Consider the following 18,556-nt stretch of genomic DNA (forward strand, 5'->3'; position numbering starts at 1 on the left):
TAGACAATGGCCTGTTTGCCGTGACGATTGCTGCAGAATTGCCAGTAGTAAGTTTTTTCCTTCTGACTGTTGATGACACGATACGTCGTTTCATCCGCATGCAGGACGGTTTCCTGACACAGGTAATGCTTGAGCCGCTCTGCAATTGGATCCAGCGCGTTCTTGACCGCCAGGATATGCCAGTTAGCGATGTTGTCCCGCGTAATAGCTAATCCGTGGACGCGTTGTCAATACTCGACTTGACGGTAGCATGGCAGTTTTTGTTCAAATTTCATGAGTGCGGTCTGTGTTACGAGACTGTTTGATCCTAAACTATTGGGAATCAGCGGTTTTGGCACGGGCGCTTTTTTGAAAGACGGTCTGCCTGCGTGATCACAGGTTTTACAACAATAGGTGTGCTGGTGATGGTTCAGTCGGTCAAGCGCTGCTTGATGGAACAGAATCTCGTCCCGTAGCTGAGTCGAGCCGATGTCTGTCATCACACTGCCGCACTGCTCGCAGATCCGGTCACCTTCAGCTAACGTGTGGTGCTGATCAATCACCGGCAGGTGAGCGATCTTCGCTGCTTTTTGACCGGCCTTTCGGCGGTGTTGATTGACTTCGATGGCACTGGCTGTCTGCGTTGCGGGTGTTTCTGCAGAACGTGTTGCTTCTGACGGCTGGTCTTCCGAAAATAGGCTAAGCTGGCCGCTGACTTGATTCGATAATGTTTCTTTGGAGCGGCCAAAGCGTTTATCAGTCAAATAAGCTACTTGTTCACGCAATAACTTAACTTCAGCTATTAAGTGTTGATTGGCTTGATTTGTGGATTCGATGGTTCCTTTTAACGTCTCAATGACTTGAAGCAAGATGGAAACATCGTTATTTTTGTTATTTTTAAGAATCTTATCATCACATAAAGCCACTATTTCCACCGCATTTCTATCATTTGATTACGTTATTATTATACCCTAAATCATCACGAAAAAACAGAGGGAAAGCGCATGAAATCAACCTTTCCGCGACTTTTTCTCTGTTAAAATTGGCCGTTAACACCGGGTTTTATTGCTCGTTTTTGGTCGATCGACAACCCATCTAACAACCAACGTATTTGTTGGTGCGTCAGCTGACGCACCTCGTCTTTTTTGCGCGGCCATTGCAGGCGTCCGTTTTCGATACGCTTATAGCACAGCAGCCAGCCGTCACCATCCCAGTACAATAGTTTGAACCGGTCGCTTCGTCTGCCGCAAAACAGAAAGATCGCATCATCATAGACGTCCATCTGATAGTCTTGTTGGACGATACCAGCCAGACCATCGATTCCCTTGCGTAAATCACAAAAGCCAGTCACGATATAGACCTGTTTGACAGCTGTCAAATCAAGAAGCATCGGTATTCAGCTCCTTTAACACTGTTTGGAGAATGTATTGATTGATGCCATTATAGATCAATACCTCGCTGCCATCTTTGTGTCTTAACCGCACTGCAAGTCTCGCTGGACGCGGTGTTTTTTTGTCCGCACTTTTGACTTCTTCGATGAGTTGAATAGGGATTATTTCATTTGGTTTATGCAAATATGCCACCTCCATAGTTGTTTGTTAGCTCAAGTATACTTGGGGGTGGCAGCAGATGATAGATACTGTTTTATCAGGCGCTTACTGTTTTTTTGTCTAATACTTTTACAGCGAATGCACATCACTCACATAAATGTTGATTCCTTTGTCGGTATCTTCGACCAAGGCGCCTTTTGGTGATTTGCTGATTAGGAGTAACCAGTAAAAATCGCCCACACACCCGCTGGCATGAACAGCAGCAATTGCTGTAAATTGAGGCGGACTCAGAATTCCTGCTGCAAGAACAATCAATAAACCACTGCTGATTATTATAAATGGCGCTCCCGCAATGATGGCAAATTTTGCTTTAGGATAAAACGAACCAGGGCTTGTTGCATACGCCATTCCGTTCTTGAATCCGAATGATACAGTTCCTTTCGGATTAAACACTTTAAAGAACAAACCATGTATTCCTTCATGGACAATCACAAGAACAAATAGAATTATCAGTGAAACTGCTAAACCGTAACCGCTAGTTCCATGCACTGCGGGAGGATTTATTAGTAAAGCAGCCGCTTTGAATAAAAACCAAAAGAGCACTACAAGGAAAATTGCTACAACATTCAACCACACAATAGCCTTTTTGTCATTAATGATGTCAACTTCTTTGATTAGTTTCATTTTTCCCTCCAATCTGACAACATTATAGATATCCGATTATCATCAGTCAAGTTTGGTCCGGCTTTCAGGCACTGCCATACCCATTTTTTTCAGATAATCCTAAGTTGTTTCGAAATTTCGCATGTGCTACTTCTTTGTTCCTTAAAAGCATTCAACCGGTTTGAAGGATAGTTTTTTACTTTGGGAATTTGATAGTCGGGCAAAATGCGCTGCGAGTATATGGTGTGTTCGAGAAAATGAAACACTGCAACATGTTACCTGCGATCCGCATCCATAGAGCAGAGAAAAAAATGTCCTGAAGTATGACCGTGAAATCGAAAAAGAAGCAGAATGTTCATCTGCTTCCTTTTTACGGCGTGATTAACTTCTGGCAGGACAGTTCCCCATCCAATAGCCATGTTCATGATAATGATGTTGTTTTACACGTACATCATCGTTATAGTATGGACAGTCTTCTTTATAAATGCAATCTTCTCTTTGGCATCTGTTCAACGGACGTTCTTCAACTTGCTGAGCTTGCCGCTGGTGTTGGGGAGTCTGGTTGTTGACACATTGTCCGGCTTCTTCATATCTTGGGCAATGAGTGTTATTAGCACGGTATCCATGTCCGTGTCCATTTCCATGGCCTCTCGCAACAGCAGAGAACGGTGAAGACACTACGAACAGCACTGCAAGCAGTAACACGCCGATAAGTCTAAATTTTTTCAAGAAGTTCACCTCGCTTAATACATAATAACTACATTCATTATAACATATATATAAATTTTTCATACATTTTAAGCATAAAACGTGGAATTAAACGAATGATTGTTGGGTTGTCAGCCGGTTAACCGGAAATTGTGTCTGTCGAGGAGAGGAGGCTGCTGATTTGTCGTAAAAATGAGCGGATGTAAATAAGAAGAATGAAGCGGGTGACGAGAATCGAACTCGCGATGGCAGCTTGGGAAGCTGCAGTTTTACCACTAAACTACACCCGCATAATGAAAATTATAGATGATAGCGGCTGATTTTTCAAGCAGCATGAGAATTTTTTTGAAAAAAAAGACACCTGGTGAAGGGATGTCTTTCAATGTTACCGGGAAAACCCGGAAAACTAGATTAGCTGCATGCAACTGCATGCGGAGTTTTTGAAATGAAAAGAATGATTGATTGTTGTAAATTCTACAGCTCCAAACTGAAAATCAAATGAAAAAACACTTATATTTTTATAAAAAATAAAAACTTACTTGCTAACGGCTGACGAACTCGGAATATTGTAAGCGTTATTTGCTTTATGTTGTCTATTTTTGTATGATAAAGGGGAGAATAAAAATTGGATGGGATAGTTAATGGGTGTCATTGAAAAGCTTAAGTTGGAGTGGCAAGAGACGGTTGCTTTATTTTCAATGCAGCGGATGGTGTTGATTGCGTTGGGGACAGCAGCATTGTCTTTCGGTATTTACAACATTCATCAACAAAGCGGTGTGAGTGAGGGCGGTGTACTGGGCGCTATTTTATTATTGCATCACTGGTTTCGTTTGCCGTCTTCGTTTGTGTCTCCGTTGCTTGATTTGTTGTGTTATGTGTTTGCCTTTAAGTATCTTGGGAAAAACTTTATCAAACTCTCGTTGTTTTCATCAATCAGTCTGGCATCTTTTTTCAGGCTTTGGGAATTAAGTGCTCCCGTTTTGCCTAATTATGCTGATGCTCCGCTGATGGCAGCCATTTTGGGCGGCTTGTTTGTTGGTGTAGGGGTCGGTATTATTGTGCGTCAAGGCGGTTCGAGCGGGGGAGATGATGCGCTGGCGCTTGTCATCTCGAAGTTATTCCACATCAGGATTTCTAAAGCCTATTTGACAACGGACCTGACAGTGTTGTTGTTGTCGCTCAGCTATATTTCATGGCAGAAAATTATTTTTTCGTTGATAACAGTCACACTGTCGTCTTATTTGATTGATTTTATCAAATCATTCAGTTTCGCCAAAAGTACGGCGGTATCGAAAGTGTCTGTTTCAAAAGTCAGAAAGGATTAATCAGCAGAGACCTGTTTATGCATAAAAAAAGGGCACATCTAAAAGGAGGTGCCAACTAAATGCTATACTGTGGAATGTAAACAGGATAACATGAATTGTCTGAAACACAAAGCAGTTAGCTTGTGAAAAATATCTTTTGCTGTTTTCCGGCTGAGAGTCAATTGAGTCGTTGTAATAGTGTACAGAAGCATCAAAAAAGACGCGCAATCAGCACGTCTTTTTTCTATCGAAAGTATTCTGCCTATTTAACGACTAATACAGTACAGTGTGCATGTGTCAAGACGTATGATGCCGTCGAGCCAACAAAAAATTGTTCCACATTATGTCTGCCGGTGGCACCGATAACGATGAGGTCAACATCTTTTTCCTTAGCCAGCTTGACGATTTCCCGTTTGGCATTCCCATGGGGAGTGATGATCTGGACCGGTTTACTGAGCGCAAAGTTGAGATTTTCAATTTTGGACTCAAGTTCTTCTCTGGCGGATTGTTCGTTTGATTTATGCTGCTCATATACAGCGTTGAATACTGCTGAATCTGAGGAAACGAAGTCGAAGGTATCAAAAACTTGGACGACTGTTAACTCCGCGTTATTACGTTTGCTGATGAACATTGCTCTTTTCAATGCATTTTCAGATTGCGCCGAACCGTCAAAAGCTGCTAAAACATTTTTATATGCTTCTTCCATTGAAACCGCCTCCTTACATTAATTGTAGCACCTAAAGGATTGAAATGAAAGGCTTCTCCTGATTCGGCGGCAGCCACGTAAAGCGAAGGGACTTGATGGCATGAAAAAACCGCTCATCTGGATCAACAAAGGATGTGATGAACGGTTTTTCATGTGACATTTTTTGGTGAATACCGGATAAACGCTCAGGAGTCAACTTGCTGTTGTGCCTGTTCGCATTTGTCCAAATCCGCCAACGCTTCGATCATTATATCGACACAATGATTTAACTCCATAATAATATCAAGCACTCTCATTTTTTCAAAAAACAAATCGTCTGTGCCTTTGGTAGGGACGATATCTTCCGACTCATAAATGAAATCGACAATTACTTTCGAGCCGCTGATTGACTTGCGAACAACTACCAAATCATCGTACAGACTTATTTTTTTTGAACTAAATTTCGATATAATGTCTTGCAACAAAGTTAAACAATGGTCAAATTTTATCAAAAAACCCCCTCCTGTACATCTCTATTATAAAACATTTTTGCCAAAAAGGAATTTTTATTATTGTCAAAATTTTTTAACGTGCGTATGCCGGTCGATTAGTTAACATAATCCTAGAAATTACCGTAAAAAACTGATATGATATTACAGGAATAATGATGAAGGCAAGTGAGTTTATGAAAGAAGCATTGACAGATTATCTTCACTATTTGAAAATAGAGCGCGGCCTTTCAAAAAATACTCTGGCCAGTTACGAGAGGGATCTGGTGCGTTACCTTGGATTTCTTGAGGAGAGGGACGTGGCTGACTGGTCACATATTGACCGCTACCACGTGCTGGACTTTCTGGAAGAGTTAAGAAATGAAGGGAAGTCTTCCGCAACGATTATCCGGATGGTGTCCAGTCTGAGGAAATTCCATCAGTTTTTGCGCCAAGAACGGTACACGGAGTCAGACCCGATGCAGTATGTCGATACACCGAAAAAAACGCAGCGCCTCCCCAAAACATTATCTGTTGCCGAGGTTGAAAAAATTATTGAGATGCCGGATACAACGACAAGCCTCGGTATCCGCGACCGTGCCATTCTGGAAGTCATGTACGCGACAGGCTTGCGTGTGACAGAATTGATTTCGCTGAAACTGGACGATTTGCATCTTTCACTTGGGCTGATTCAGACTGTCGGCAAGGGTGACAAGGAACGCATCATCCCTCTGGGCGACCTTGCAATCAATTGGATTAATGAGTACTTGGAAAAGTCGCGTCCCGAATTAGTCTACCGTTCAGGCAACAGGGACAATCCCTACTTGTTTTTGAACTATAAAGGACGTCAGTTTTCACGGCAGGGGATTTGGAAAAATTTGAAGATTTATGTTGTGCAGGCGGGAATCCAGAAAGATGTCACGCCGCATACATTGCGCCATAGTTTTGCCACTCATCTGCTGGAGAACGGCGCCGACCTGCGGGTGGTTCAAGAGCTGCTCGGCCATGCAGATATTTCGACGACGCAGATATATACGCATATTACGAAGCAGCGGATGGCTGATGTGTATAAAAAGTATTTTCCGCGTGCTTAGTCAGATTGAAAGAAAGTTGGATGACAGTGACAGAATTAAACGTCAAACTGGATGTGTTCGAGGGACCGCTGGATTTATTGCTTCATTTAATCAAACAGCTGGAAATCGATATTTATGATATCCCTATTTCAGAAATCACTGAACAGTATTTGGAGTACATTCATACAATGAAAGTACTGGACTTGGAACTGGCAGGCGAGTATATTGTAATGGCTGCGACACTGATGTCGATAAAAAGTAAAATGCTGCTGCCGAAGCAGGAAATCGCCTATGATGAGGACAGCGATTATCCAGACGAAGGGGAAGACCCGCGGGATGCACTGGTTGCACAGCTTTTGGAATATCGTAAATACAAATATGCAGCAGATGTATTGAAAGACAAAGAAATCGAACGTGGGCATTATTACACCAAAGAAGCTGCCAATTTGGACTGTTACCGGGAAGATGTGCCGCCGTTGGAACCAAATCAAATCACTACGATTGATTTGTTTTTTGCATTTCATGAAATGCTGAACCGGCAAAAAGCGCAAGAGCCTTTGACAACAACCATTGTAGCGGAAAGTTTTACGATTGAAGAAAAAATCGATCACATTTTAACTAAATTGACACATTTGCCGACTTCCCAGGGGATTCACTTTAATGACCTGTTCACTTCGTTCTCCAAGAGCGAAATCGTCACGACTTTTATGGCACTGCTGGAAGTTGTCAAGTCGGGCGATGTGGTTGCCAAGCAGGCAACACGGCATGAACCGATATATTTATACCGACGAACAAAAACGAGGGTTAATGAATGAATGAAATAAATAAGATAGAAGCACTGTTATTTGTAGCAGGTGATGAAGGCATGTCTCTCAATGAGCTGGCTTATTTAAGCGGGCAGTCTACATCTGCTGCTTTTGACGCCGTAGAACGGCTGAAACAGAAATATGCGGCTGACGGTGACAGTGCACTCCATATTTTGGAAGTTGGCGACCGTTTTTTAATGACTACTAAAAAAGAATTTTCAGATTTGCTGAAAGCTTATGCAACATCGTCCATGTCGAAGCAGCTCTCGCAAGCTGCCTTGGAGTGTCTGTCGATTATTGCCTATAAACAGCCGATCACCCGCGTCGAAGTTGATCACATTCGCGGGGTGCAGTCATCCGGTGCCATTCAAAAGCTGGTACTGAGACAATTAATTGAAGAAAAGGGCCGTGTCGACGGACCGGGCCGTGCCATCCTGTATGGTACCACTGCCTATTTTTATGACTACTTCGGCATTAAAACGATTGATGATTTGCCGTCCATCGAAGACATAGAAACACAAGTGGGCGATGATATTCCCACGGATTTATTTTTTGATAAGTTTAACCAGCAATTTGAAGACGAATATACAGAAGACTTAGGAGATTGATTATGGAACGATTGCAAAAAGTGTTGGCGCACAGCGGAGTGGCGTCACGTCGGAAGTCAGAGGAGCTGATTGCCAAAGGACGGGTAGCTGTCAATGGTCAGGTCGTCCGCGACATGGGCATCAAGGTGGGTGTGAAGGATAGAATCGAAGTCGATGGTGTGCCGATAGCACGCGAAAGTCATGTTTACTATGCGTTTTACAAGCCGCGCGGTGTCATCTCTGCTGTGACGGATGACAAAAAACGGAAAGTCGTCACAGATTTTTTCACTGACGTGCCAGAAAGAATTTTTCCTGTGGGACGTCTGGATTATGACACGACAGGTCTGTTGCTGATGACCAATGATGGGGATTTTTCGTATAAGCTGACCCATCCGAAACACGAAGTCCCGAAAACATACGTTGCCAAAGTGAAGGGAGTCGTCTATCCGAAAGATTTGCTGCCATTTAAAAAAGGGATAATGATTAAACGCAGACGGACTGCTCCGGCAAGATTCAATGTGCTGTCTGTTGACCATGAAAAGAAAACCAGTATCGTTGAACTGGTGATCCATGAAGGACGCAACCATCAGGTCAAAGAAATGTTTCACGCGGTCGGGTTTCCGGTGATGAAGTTGAAGCGTGAAAAATTCGGTGATTTGACTCTGGCTGGCTTACGTCCGGGAGAGTACCGAAAACTCACTAAAAAAGAAATACAAGACTTGGTAGGATAAAAGATTGAAAAAAATTTCTCAAAAGCAGGTTAAATAGTTGCAAATTTTTCTACACAGGTTATAATGAGGATGTAAAATAAAATATCATAAGGTTCGTCTTCACGGGCAGGGTGCAATTCCCGACCGGTGGTATAGTCCACGAACTGTTCAATGTTACACATTGTTCAGCCGAGCTGGTGAGATTCCAGCACCGACAGTTACAGTCTGAGTAAAGAAGATAGGGCTTGTTTGAGTATATGTTATCAGATAAGACTTCTGCTTTTTTCGTTCGTGAACGCAAAAAGGCAGATTTTTTTGATTTCGTATCACTCGACATGTTTCTTGAAGATGAATCCTTGACAGGAGGATTTTTTGATGAAAAGAAGTAAAACAGAACGCATGATTATCACAGCAATACTGGCAGGCATGGCTTATTTGTTGATTCAGTTCGAGTTTCCGCTGATAATGGCCTTTCCTTTTTTGAAAGTCGACTTCAGCGATATTCCGATTTTAATCAGTACCTTCATACTAGGCCCTATTCCGGGAGTGATGACGGCTTTTGTCCGTTCATTGCTAAATTTCATAATGAATGGTGCCGGACCAGCTAACTTGATCGGGAATACTGCAAGCTTTTTGGCCACGACAGCGTATTTGCTGCCTGTGTATTATATGGTAAAAAAACAGAACGACAACAAACATTTGGTATCAGGTCTGACGTTAGGTTCGATAGCAATGACGCTGGTGATGGTCGCTGCCAATTACTTTGTGATGTTGCCTTTCTACTTGAAAGTAGTCGGCCTTGATTTGGGCATGCCGATTAGCAAAATCGTGATGGTCGGGGTTATTCCGTTTAATATCATGAAGGTGATTTTGGTCAGCGTTGTTTTCTTCGTTGTGTATAAAAATCTTATTCCAAGTCTTCAGAATAAAACAATGATGATTCATCCGTCAAAATAAGTCAACATTTTATAATAAAGCGTATTGAATAAACTCAATCCCCGCAACAGTTGTTCCAACTTGTTGCGGGGGTTTTTATTTTTCACGGTATTTTTTTAAAAAATAGTAAATAATTAATGTACCAATTGTAACTAAACGCTTTCATTTGTTATCATAAAAGAAAGAAAGTAACACATAAGTAAAAAACAAAGACTGTATTGAAATTTTAGTAATAATAATGTAATATTAAAAACATATATTAATTGCAGGGCAGGTGTGATTTTGTGGTGAACCGCAAGTATATTGCCGGAATGAACGGCATCCGTACATTAGCTGTTTTAGGAGTTATTTTTTATCATTTGCTACCAAATAAAATGCCGGGCGGCTACCTTGGTGTTCCGCTGTTTTTTGTTATTTCCGGTTATTTAATGACAACCAGTGTCAGAAAACGCCGGGAGAAGAGCGGTGACATTGAGTTGAAACAGCTGTACCTCCGCCGGCTGCGCAGACTACTCCCGCCGTTGGTTTTTTTCCTGTTTATTTGCGGTGCCGTCCTGCCGTTTATCGACCGTTCGCTGATGCGTAATTTTCGGGAAATTGTTGCCAGCAGTCTGTTGTTTGTCAATAACTGGTGGCAGTTGTTTAATGGTGAGTCTTACTTCGACCGGTTTACCGGAGCATCGCCGTTTAGTCATCTCTGGTATTTGTCTATCGAAGGCCAATTTTATCTCGTTTGGCTTTTTTTGTTAAAACTTTACTACCGGGTTGCTGATGACGACAAATTGCTGGCTAAAATTATCAGCATTGGCATCGTCCTCTCGGCTGCCACGATGGCAGTCTTTTATACACCTGCCAATGTGAACATCGTGTATTTCGGCACGTTTTCCAGAGTATTTTCGCTGTTATTAGGCGCGCTTTTATCAGTTGTTCTGTCGATTTACCGCACAGAACTCGAAAAAGTGTCACGTTATACGGGCTTTTTTGCTGCCGGAGCTTGCCTGATGATTATTTTGGTCTGCTTTTTCCATGTCCGAGATACTTCGGCCATTGTCTATCGCGGGGGAATGCTGGTGTTCAGTCTGATAGCAGCACTGCTTGTGGGAACGGTCATTCAATTTCCTGATGTTGACCGTCTGATGTCTAATCCTCTGTTTGCTTGGTGCGGTTCGCGCAGTTATGAAATTTATTTGTGGCAGTTCCCGGTAATGATTGTTTATGAAACGCTGGTGCACCAAGATGGCAGTCATCTTGTATTGCATACAGTTGTGCAGCTATCTGTCATCCTTCTCATATCGGAAGTAAGCTACCGCATCGTTCAGCGGACAGTGTACCTCTCCGGGCTGACGTTCAGCAAGGACGGTTTGAGTAAGTTATGGCACCATAAAGCGGCGCTGTTTGCTGTGATGCTGCTCGGGATAAGTTTTGTTGCAGGATTTATACAAGCGCCGTCCGGAAAAAATCAGGCAGCCAATGACTTACAGCGGCTGCTCGAAAAAAATCAAAAAGCACTCAATAAAGAGTCGTCAGCACAGAAAGAAAAATCGGCGGTCAAAAAAATGACACCGGCGGAACTTGAAGCGGCGAAGAAAATCAGCCTAACCGGGTTTGGTGATTCCATTTTACTTAGTGCTGCACCGAGTATTCAGGAAATCTTTCCTAACAGTTACATCGATGCCGAGGTGGGGCGTCAGCTGTTTGAAAGCATCGAAGATTTTGAAAAATTGAAAAAAGAGCAGACCTTCGGTGATGTCATCCTGGTTGTTTTAGGCGCTAACGGCAGTTTTTCGGCTAAAGACATGGACAACTTGATGAACGTAGCGGACGGCAAACCGGTGTTTTTTGTGAATACGACCGTGAACAGGAAATGGCAGAAATCGGTCAATACAGAGCTGGCAAAGACGGCAAAACGATTTGATAATGCCCATTTGATTGACTGGAAAACATATTCCCAACATCATGATGACTGGTTCGAGGAAGATGATATCCATATGAATCATACAGGGGCCGGCTATTTCGCAGAATATGTCGCGCAGCTCATCATCAAAGAACTAAAAAAATAAGAACACGTGACTCACGTCTTCTTATTTTTTTTGCAAGATAATTGCTCTGGTCGGGCATTTCTGATAAGCAGCCAAACAGTGTTCCTGTTCTTTTTCAGGGATGGTTTGCTCCAGTTGGTCGGAATCCTTGAAAATCACGATACCATCATCGGTATAGTCAAATATATTTGGCGCTTTTACTTGGCACAGACCGCAAGCAATGCATTTTTCTGGTATAATTTGGCATAGCATCTAAAGATACACTCCTGTGAGGTGATTGATATCAAAACACTTGATTTATTTATTCTAACCTTATTCAGTCATGGTGACAAGGCAAGAATCTCGACCCTTTATCATTTGCTTCGCGGCAAACGGACAGCTTCCATTCTTATTTACGGGTATTTTTATTATTGCCTGCCTTTTTTCGGCTTACTGCCACAGTTGACAGAATCTGATTACCACAAGACAGTTCAACGCCTGAGTGCGGCTGGCTTTTTAATCATTTCTGAGGACAATCTGGCAGCCATCACTCAAATAGGACAGGACTGTTTGCAAAACGCCGACCTGTTTCAACCGCTGCCGCATTTGGACGGGTACCGCTTTGCCGGACAGGACGAGCTGTTTTGGGAAATACTGACGTTTGCCACACAAGTACTGTCGGAAAAAAGTCACGGCAACAATCAGTATATTCCTCTGGAGTCGAATGTTTACAGGCAAAAGATATTTAAACGGTGGCTGAAACAGCAGCCGGAAAACGCGTCTCAACTGCTCTACAATGAATGGTACCTTTTTTTGCAGTCTTTGCCGGAAAAAGATGCACTGCTGTTTGCCAGCCAGCTGTCAGGCTATTTACGGACAGGGTTGACATTGCAGCAGGCAGCAGACAACCGTCAGGAAGAGATACTGCGCACAGAGCTGACATTTAAAAATCATCTGCACCACCTCATGTCGGCTGCGACGCAAAAAGTGTCCGTGTTTCCGCTAATGAAAAGCTTGACTGAGCAGTTTACCGTTCATTCCGGCAATCAGAGTGCCGCTGAAACGTTTTCTTTGTTTTGTCAGGGAATGAGTGCAGAGGCAATTGCTGTCAGACGTCGGTTGAGGCCAAACACGATTTATGACCATATCATCGATTGTTCGTTTCAGGATGCTGGCTTTCCGTATTTGACGCTTTTATCAGATGAAGAAACAGCAATTTTGTCCGGCTATCGGCAGCAGCATCCAAATGTCAGAAACTGGCAATGGCAGGAAGTCCATAGCCGGCATCCCCAGCTGACCTACCACGGCATGCGTTTTTACCAGCTTGCCTGTGTCCAGAAGGAGGTGGTCCGATGAGTGCTGTTGAACATATATTGCGTGATGTTTTCCATCTTGACACATTCAGAGAAGGCCAGAAAGAAGTGATCGACAATGTGCTGGCTCATCAGGATGTACTGGCTGTTTTGCCGACCGGCACCGGGAAATCTCTTTGTTATGAATTGCCCAGTTTGTTACTGCCCGGCCATACTCTAATTGTCTCACCGCTTTTGTCGTTGATGGATGATCAAGTCAGTCGGTTGAAACAGCGCGATAAATCGGTCGTTGCCCTGAACAGTCTGCTTGACTATGACAGCCGGCGCTATATTTTGTCGCATTTGTCTGAGTATAAATATATTTTTATTAGTCCTGAGACAATGGCGCAAAAGGGGATTCGACAAAGGCTAAAGCAGCTGCCAGTATCGCTTCTGGTGGTTGACGAGGCTCACTGTATTTCGCAATGGGGATTTGATTTCAGACCGGACTATCTGCAGTTGAAAGAGTTGAAACAAGAGCTTGACCATCCGGTGACCTTGGCGTTGACAGCGACAGCGACTGAGCGGGTCCGACAAGATATTGGCGAGCAATTGTTTGGCGGCGACGGGTTTCACTTGGTGCAAAAATCGGTCAATCGTCCGAATATTGCCTATGCTGTTACAAAAACAGACGATAAAATTGCCTTTATCACACAGTTTCTGGAGGCTCATCCCGTGCCGGGCATCGTTTACTTCACCAGCCGGAAAATGACTGAACAGGTGTCAGAAAAAGTTAGACAGCTGACCAACCGGCGTGCTGCGTATTATCATGGAGGCTTGAACAGTCAGGAGCGCACCAAAATCCAACAACAGTTTTTAGCTGGACAGCTGGATGTCTTGTGTGCAACCAGTGCATTTGGGATGGGGGTCGACAAGTCGGATATCCGCTTTGTTATCCATTATCATTTGCCGGACAGTCTGGAGAGCTATTTGCAGGAGTCCGGCAGAGCCGGCAGAGACGGCGGGCAAAGTTTATCGGTTATTCTCTATAATCAAGGCGATGAGATGATTCATCGGCGGATGATGCAGGAAAGCTATCAGGAAAAAAAGCCCTGTTATTTCTTAGGGAAAAGTCGGCGGAGCAAAAACAAGGGTATAATGACGTATTGACTGATGTACAGCGCAAATGGTTGAAGCAACTGACTGCTGACCAGATGGACTGGACGACTTTTGAGCGGACTGCCGAACTGAAACAGCTGGAAAGCCGGCTGCAGTTGGACAGTGTTTTAAATTACGTTCACAGCAGCGGCTGCCGGCGACAGAAACTGCTGACATATTTTGATGAAGGAGAACTGGCAAAATCATCCGCATTTTATTGTTGCGATAATTGCGGTCTGCCCCAAAAAGTGATTGCTTCCGAACCGTTTAAGGCAACAAACCGCGTAGATATCGAAAAAAATTGGAAGATTATATTAAAAATGCTCTTTTTTAACGATTTTTAAAGACTTTGATTTCGATTATATGGTAGAATAGTCAGTGGAACTTTTGTAAGGAGGATAACAGTGAGTAAGAAAGACCAAGACAAAAAACCCTGGGATCAGCCCATTTATGACACCAGCAAAGAAGAGATGACATCGCGTAGTGAACGCCGCAACAAATCAGAAGGCAAGAGTATCAATACAGTTGTTTTGATTATGCTGGTATTTTTGGTTGTCGGTGTGGCTGTGTTTGCCTACTTTATGTTGAACGATAACAAGGAGAAAAATACTGGCGTGGAAAAAGATACCAACAGTTCTGTGCCGTACATTGTCGAAGGCAGTACGTCCAGTTCGACCAAAGAAACGTCAACAAGCACGAAAGAAACAACCTCCGAGACAGAAAAAGAATCAAGCAGTTCGGAAGTTCAACAGGCACAGCAGCCAGAACAGCAAAATCAACAGCAGGCTCAGGAGCAACAGCAAGAACAGCAGCCAGAAGCTGGCGGTTCATACACTGTTCAGGCCGGGGATAATTTATATCGTATTGCATTAAACCATGGTATGACAACGCAAGAACTGGCTAATTTGAACGGTATCACACCAGATACCACATTAAGTGTCGGGCAAGTTCTTAGAACGAAATAAAAGTCGTCAGCTGACGACTTTTTGTATTTTTTTTGTGTCAGATATGTCTGGCAGTCATTTTTTAGGAAAGCAAGAGGTTTTTTGAGATGAAGAAGACAATTCAAATTGCGATAGACGGACCGGCTTCTGCCGGGAAAAGTACTGTGGCGAAAATCGTGGCCAACCAACTCCACTATATTTATTGTGATACTGGTGCGATGTACAGAGCACTGACACTGGCTGCGCTTGAGGAAGGTGTTGCACCTGATGATGAAGAGGGGCTGTTGGCTCTGCTGAATAAAATCAGTATTACTTTTCAACAGCAGCCGGATGGGCAACTTGTCTTTTTAAATGAGCGGGATGTGACCTCAGCTATACGCCAGCATGATGTAACAAGACATGTGTCGGATGTGTCGGCACACAAACAAGTTCGGGAAGAAATGGTCAAACGTCAGCAGCAAATCGCTTCTGACGGCGGGATCGTGATGGATGGCAGAGATATCGGCACGATGGTTCTGCCTAACGCAGAATTAAAAATATTTTTAGTGGCGAGTGTTGAGGAACGGGCCATGCGCCGTTACAAAGAAAATCAGGAAAAAGGCATTCCGACTGACTATGACCGATTAAAAAACGAAATTGAATTACGGGATTTTCAAGACTCGACACGTCAGGCTTCTCCGTTAGTGCAAGCAGATGATGCGATACTATTAGACACAACGGGCTTAAGTATCAAAGAAGTCGTCGACCGTATTTTAAATTATGCCGAAAATGCAAGAAACTAATACAAAAACTCACTTTGCTCTGGTCAAGTGAGTTTTTTTTAGGTAAAATGGATTGAGTAAGTATTTTGAGCAACTGGCGTAGGAGGAAAAAAGATGACAGAGCAAAATAACGAGACAATGTTAGATGCGATTGAAAGCGTTCAGGAAGTCAAGGTTGGTGACCTTGTGCAGGGAGAGGTATTATCGATTGATGATAACAAGCAGGCAATTGTGGGGATCATCGGAGCAGGAGTTGAAGGAGTTGTCCCTCTGAAAGAATTATCCACTTTAGCCGTTGAAAACGTTACAGATATCGTTAACGTTGGAGATATCATCGATTTAGTCGTTATCTCAGAGATGGGTAAAGATAAAGAAAATGGCAGTTATCTACTTTCCAAACGTCGTGTTGACGCGAAAAAGATTTGGGAAGAAATTGAAGAGGATTACAAAGAAGGCAAGCTGATCGAAGCGCCTGTGACAGAAATCGTCAAAGGCGGACTGGTAGTTGATGCCGGTGTCCGCGGATTTGTGCCTGCTTCAATGGTAGAAGACCATTTTGTTTCAGATTTCTCTGATTACAAAGGGAAAACACTGAAATTTAAGATTGTGGAAATCGAACCTTCCGAAAATCGCCTGATCTTATCTCACCGGGCAGTGGTTGAGGCAGAAAAAGAAGCGGTGAAACAGGAGGTTTTAAGTAACATACATGACGGTGATGTGTTGACCGGAAAGGTCGCCCGCCTGACTGATTTTGGCGCTTTCATTGATTTAGGCGGCGTTGATGGACTTGTTCACGTATCGGAGATTGCACATACACACGTTGACAAGCCGGAAGATGTGCTGACTGTCGGCGATGAAGTCAATGTCAAAGTTTTGTCAGTTAAACCTGAAGAAGAGCGTGTGTCGCTTTCCATCAAGGAAACACTGCCGGGACCATGGACAGATATTGACAAAAAAGCACCTGTCGGCTCTGTGTTGACTGGGGTTGTCAAACGCTTGACCTCATTCGGCGCATTCGTTGAAGTATTCCCGGGTGTTGAGGGTCTGGTCCATATCTCCCAGATTTCTCATAAGCATATTGCCACACCGCACGAAGCACTGGAAGAAGGTCAGGAGATTCAAGTGAAAGTGCTTGAAGTTCATCCTGATAACGAACGCATAGCCTTAAGCATCAAGGCACTTGAACAAAAAGAAGATGATGAAGTTGCAGCTGAAGATGATTATCAGATGCCGGAAGAGGGCACTGGTTTTACTCTAGGCGACATTATTAATGCAGAGGATTTAACTAAAGAGGATTAATTTGCTTAAATACTGAAATGTTGTGATAAGCTGGTGCACGCTGCACCGGCTTATTTATATGGTAAAGAAGTGTTTAGATGCATAATCGTCTGCCTCAGAAGAATTATCAAAAGTTTTAAAAGAAATTTCTTGCATCTCCCTAATGGTTTGGTTAAACTACTAAGGAATGAGAGTATCATTGAAGGAGGCCTGTTGATTTATGGCAAATCCAACAATAGCAATTGTCGGGAGACCGAATGTTGGAAAATCCACATTATTTAATCGAATAGCCGGAGAAAGAATTTCCATTGTGGAGGATGTTCCCGGTGTGACAAGAGACCGTATTTACGCCCACGGAGAATGGCTGGGACGAGAATTCAATTTAATCGACACAGGCGGAATAGACTTGAGCGATGAGCCGTTTATGGATCAAATCAAGCACCAAGCGGAAATCGCGATTGATGAGGCAGATGTCATCATCTTAGTTGTCAGCGGACGTGAAGGCGTGACTGATGCGGATGAATATGTGGCCAGAATTCTGTACCGCAGCAACAAGCCGGTTCTGCTGGCTGTCAATAAAGTAGACAATCCCGAGATGCGCAGTGATATTTATGAATTTTATGCGTTAGGACTGGGAGACCCGTTTCCTGTTTCCGGCAGTCACGGCCTTGGCATAGGCGATTTGCTGGATGAGGTCATCAAACATTTTGCAGATGAGCAGGAAGAAGAGGAAGATGATGTCATCAGATTCAGTCTGATTGGACGTCCCAATGTGGGCAAGTCTTCATTAATCAATGCCATCCTTGGGGAAGAGCGGGTCATCGTATCGGATATTGCGGGGACCACGCGTGATGCCATTGATACGAGCTTTGTTTCCGAGTCTGGTCAAACATTTCAAATGATTGACACAGCAGGAATGCGCAAACGTGGGAAAGTTTATGAAAAAACGGAAAAATACAGTGTCATGCGTGCGATGCGTGCTATTGACCGGTCTGATGTCGTGCTGGTCGTGTTAAACGCCGAGGAAGGCATCCGGGAATACGACAAGCGGATTGCCGGCTTTGCCCATGAAGCAGGGAAAGGCATCATTATCGTGGTGAACAAGTGGGATGCAATTGAAAAAGACAACCACACGATGAAGGAATTTGAGCAGGATATACGCAGCGAGTTCCGTTATCTTGATTATGCACCGATTGCCTTTGTGTCCGCAAAGACAAAACAGCGTCTGGCTCAGTTGCCGGATATGATTGAAACGGTCAGCGAGAACCAGTCGCTGAGGATTCCGTCTTCTATTTTGAATGATGTCATCATGGATGCGGTCGCCATCAATCCGACACCGACCGACAAAGGCAAGCGCCTCAAGATTTTTTACACCACGCAAGTAGCAGTCAAGCCGCCGACGTTTGTTGTGTTTGTCAATGAAGAGGAGCTGATGCACTTTTCATACGCGCGTTTTTTGGAAAATCAGATTCGGAAATCCTTTGAATATGAAGGCACGCCGATACGTATTATAGCCAGAAAACGGAAGTAAGTCGGGCATTTTATCATATCCAATCGTGATTTGCAACTAAGTAATGAACATTAATAAAAAAACTGATAAAAACTATGAAAAACCT

23 protein-coding genes, 1 tRNA gene and 1 riboswitch are annotated in these 18,556 nt (G+C 43.5%); of the genes, 15 read left to right on the top strand and 9 right to left on the bottom strand.

Going from position 1 to position 18,556, the window contains the following annotated elements; all coding sequences use genetic code 11:
- The 5 genes from CBF27_RS14630 to CBF27_RS12380 form a co-directional block, all read right to left on the bottom strand.
- On the bottom strand, positions 1-206 hold a 206-nt coding region (locus CBF27_RS14630; RefSeq protein ID WP_148112306.1), incomplete at its 3' end, for an IS66 family transposase.
- A 21-nt stretch (positions 207-227) separates the two neighbouring features.
- Positions 228-914 carry an IS66 family transposase gene (locus tag CBF27_RS12365; protein ID WP_126814769.1) on the bottom strand — a complete coding sequence of 229 codons (687 nt, stop codon included), beginning with the start codon at positions 912-914 and terminating at the stop codon, positions 228-230.
- 101 nt (positions 915-1,015) lie between these two features.
- On the bottom strand, positions 1,016-1,369 hold the full coding sequence (gene tnpB, locus CBF27_RS12370) for an IS66 family insertion sequence element accessory protein TnpB (RefSeq protein WP_126814771.1): 354 nt from the start codon (positions 1,367-1,369) through the stop codon (positions 1,016-1,018).
- The gene (locus CBF27_RS12375) at positions 1,359-1,553 is read right to left on the bottom strand and encodes a hypothetical protein (protein ID WP_126811759.1); all 195 of its coding nucleotides are present in this window, start codon (positions 1,551-1,553) and stop codon (positions 1,359-1,361) included. Before CBF27_RS12375 ends, tnpB begins: the two co-directional genes overlap by 11 nt.
- 105 nt (positions 1,554-1,658) lie before the next feature.
- A complete protein-coding gene (locus CBF27_RS12380) occupies positions 1,659-2,213 on the bottom strand; it encodes a DUF3267 domain-containing protein (RefSeq protein ID WP_126814772.1) in 555 nt (184 codons plus the stop codon).
- Between the two features lie 402 nt (positions 2,214-2,615).
- On the opposite strand from CBF27_RS12380, the gene CBF27_RS14055 reads away from it, so the two are divergent.
- Complete coding sequence (locus CBF27_RS14055; protein ID WP_148112304.1) at positions 2,616-2,864, top strand: hypothetical protein; 249 nt, start codon at positions 2,616-2,618, stop codon at positions 2,862-2,864.
- 255 nt (positions 2,865-3,119) lie between these two features.
- Here CBF27_RS14055 and CBF27_RS12385 read toward each other — a convergent pair.
- A tRNA-Gly gene (locus CBF27_RS12385) sits at positions 3,120-3,190 on the bottom strand.
- Between the two features lie 351 nt (positions 3,191-3,541).
- Here CBF27_RS12385 and CBF27_RS12390 point away from each other — a divergent pair.
- Positions 3,542-4,225 carry a DUF6198 family protein gene (locus CBF27_RS12390; RefSeq protein WP_126814774.1) on the top strand — a complete coding sequence of 228 codons (684 nt, stop codon included), beginning with the start codon at positions 3,542-3,544 and terminating at the stop codon, positions 4,223-4,225.
- Positions 4,226-4,466: 241 nt separating this feature from the next.
- On the opposite strand, the gene CBF27_RS12395 is transcribed toward CBF27_RS12390, so the two are convergent.
- Positions 4,467-4,910, bottom strand: a complete 444-nt coding sequence (locus CBF27_RS12395) for a universal stress protein (protein ID WP_126814776.1) — start codon at positions 4,908-4,910, stop codon at positions 4,467-4,469.
- A 185-nt stretch (positions 4,911-5,095) separates the two neighbouring features.
- Positions 5,096-5,401: a hypothetical protein gene (locus tag CBF27_RS12400; RefSeq protein ID WP_126814778.1), complete on the bottom strand. Its 306-nt coding sequence runs from the start codon at positions 5,399-5,401 to the stop codon at positions 5,096-5,098.
- 173 nt (positions 5,402-5,574) lie between these two features.
- On the opposite strand from CBF27_RS12400, the gene xerD reads away from it, so the two are divergent.
- The 6 genes from xerD (at position 5,575) to CBF27_RS12430 (ending at position 11,549) form a co-directional block, all read left to right on the top strand.
- Positions 5,575-6,471 carry a site-specific tyrosine recombinase XerD gene (gene xerD / locus CBF27_RS12405; protein WP_126814870.1) on the top strand — a complete coding sequence of 299 codons (897 nt, stop codon included), beginning with the start codon at positions 5,575-5,577 and terminating at the stop codon, positions 6,469-6,471.
- 20 nt (positions 6,472-6,491) lie between these two features.
- Entirely contained in the window at positions 6,492-7,265 is a 774-nt protein-coding gene (locus tag CBF27_RS12410) for a segregation/condensation protein A (RefSeq protein WP_281273705.1), read from the top strand.
- Positions 7,262-7,864 carry an SMC-Scp complex subunit ScpB gene (gene scpB / locus CBF27_RS12415; RefSeq protein WP_126814780.1) on the top strand — a complete coding sequence of 201 codons (603 nt, stop codon included), beginning with the start codon at positions 7,262-7,264 and terminating at the stop codon, positions 7,862-7,864. The genes CBF27_RS12410 and scpB overlap by 4 nt, the downstream gene beginning before the upstream one ends.
- 2 nt (positions 7,865-7,866) lie before the next feature.
- On the top strand, positions 7,867-8,574 hold the full coding sequence (locus CBF27_RS12420) for a pseudouridine synthase (protein WP_126814782.1): 708 nt from the start codon (positions 7,867-7,869) through the stop codon (positions 8,572-8,574).
- Positions 8,575-8,665: 91 nt separating this feature from the next.
- Positions 8,666-8,797: riboswitch (FMN riboswitch) on the top strand.
- Positions 8,798-8,928: 131 nt separating this feature from the next.
- Positions 8,929-9,510: an ECF transporter S component gene (locus tag CBF27_RS12425; RefSeq protein WP_126814784.1), complete on the top strand. Its 582-nt coding sequence runs from the start codon at positions 8,929-8,931 to the stop codon at positions 9,508-9,510.
- A 266-nt stretch (positions 9,511-9,776) separates the two neighbouring features.
- Entirely contained in the window at positions 9,777-11,549 is a 1,773-nt protein-coding gene (locus tag CBF27_RS12430) for an acyltransferase family protein (RefSeq protein ID WP_126814785.1), read from the top strand.
- 21 nt (positions 11,550-11,570) lie between these two features.
- Here the strand turns inward: CBF27_RS12430 and CBF27_RS12435 are convergent, their stop codons facing one another.
- On the bottom strand, positions 11,571-11,780 hold the full coding sequence (locus CBF27_RS12435) for a ferredoxin (protein WP_126814787.1): 210 nt from the start codon (positions 11,778-11,780) through the stop codon (positions 11,571-11,573).
- 21 nt (positions 11,781-11,801) lie between these two features.
- Between CBF27_RS12435 and CBF27_RS12440 the strand changes: the two genes are divergently transcribed.
- From CBF27_RS12440 to der, 7 genes are all read left to right on the top strand, one after another.
- A complete protein-coding gene (locus tag CBF27_RS12440) occupies positions 11,802-12,863 on the top strand; it encodes a YpbB family protein (RefSeq protein ID WP_126814789.1) in 1,062 nt (353 codons plus the stop codon).
- Entirely contained in the window at positions 12,860-13,969 is a 1,110-nt protein-coding gene (locus CBF27_RS12445; RefSeq protein ID WP_126814790.1) for a RecQ family ATP-dependent DNA helicase, read from the top strand. Before CBF27_RS12440 ends, CBF27_RS12445 begins: the two co-directional genes overlap by 4 nt.
- Positions 13,966-14,301, top strand: coding sequence for a RecQ family zinc-binding domain-containing protein (locus tag CBF27_RS12450; RefSeq protein ID WP_126814792.1), 336 nt, complete (start codon positions 13,966-13,968; stop codon positions 14,299-14,301). The genes CBF27_RS12445 and CBF27_RS12450 overlap by 4 nt, the downstream gene beginning before the upstream one ends.
- Positions 14,302-14,361: 60 nt before the next feature.
- A complete protein-coding gene (locus CBF27_RS12455; protein ID WP_126814794.1) occupies positions 14,362-14,922 on the top strand; it encodes an SAG1386/EF1546 family surface-associated protein in 561 nt (186 codons plus the stop codon).
- An 86-nt stretch (positions 14,923-15,008) separates the two neighbouring features.
- Positions 15,009-15,683 (top strand): (d)CMP kinase, encoded by a 675-nt coding sequence (cmk, locus tag CBF27_RS12460; protein WP_126814796.1) that lies wholly within the window; start codon positions 15,009-15,011, stop codon positions 15,681-15,683.
- A 93-nt stretch (positions 15,684-15,776) separates the two neighbouring features.
- The gene (rpsA, locus tag CBF27_RS12465) at positions 15,777-16,961 is read left to right on the top strand and encodes a 30S ribosomal protein S1 (protein ID WP_126814798.1); all 1,185 of its coding nucleotides are present in this window, start codon (positions 15,777-15,779) and stop codon (positions 16,959-16,961) included.
- Between the two features lie 199 nt (positions 16,962-17,160).
- Positions 17,161-18,471: a ribosome biogenesis GTPase Der gene (gene der / locus CBF27_RS12470; RefSeq protein ID WP_126814800.1), complete on the top strand. Its 1,311-nt coding sequence runs from the start codon at positions 17,161-17,163 to the stop codon at positions 18,469-18,471.
- The last annotated feature ends 85 nt before the right edge of the window (positions 18,472-18,556 follow it).

Source organism: Vagococcus acidifermentans (genome assembly GCF_003987655.1).
GTDB lineage: Bacteria > Bacillota > Bacilli > Lactobacillales > Vagococcaceae > Vagococcus_B > Vagococcus_B acidifermentans.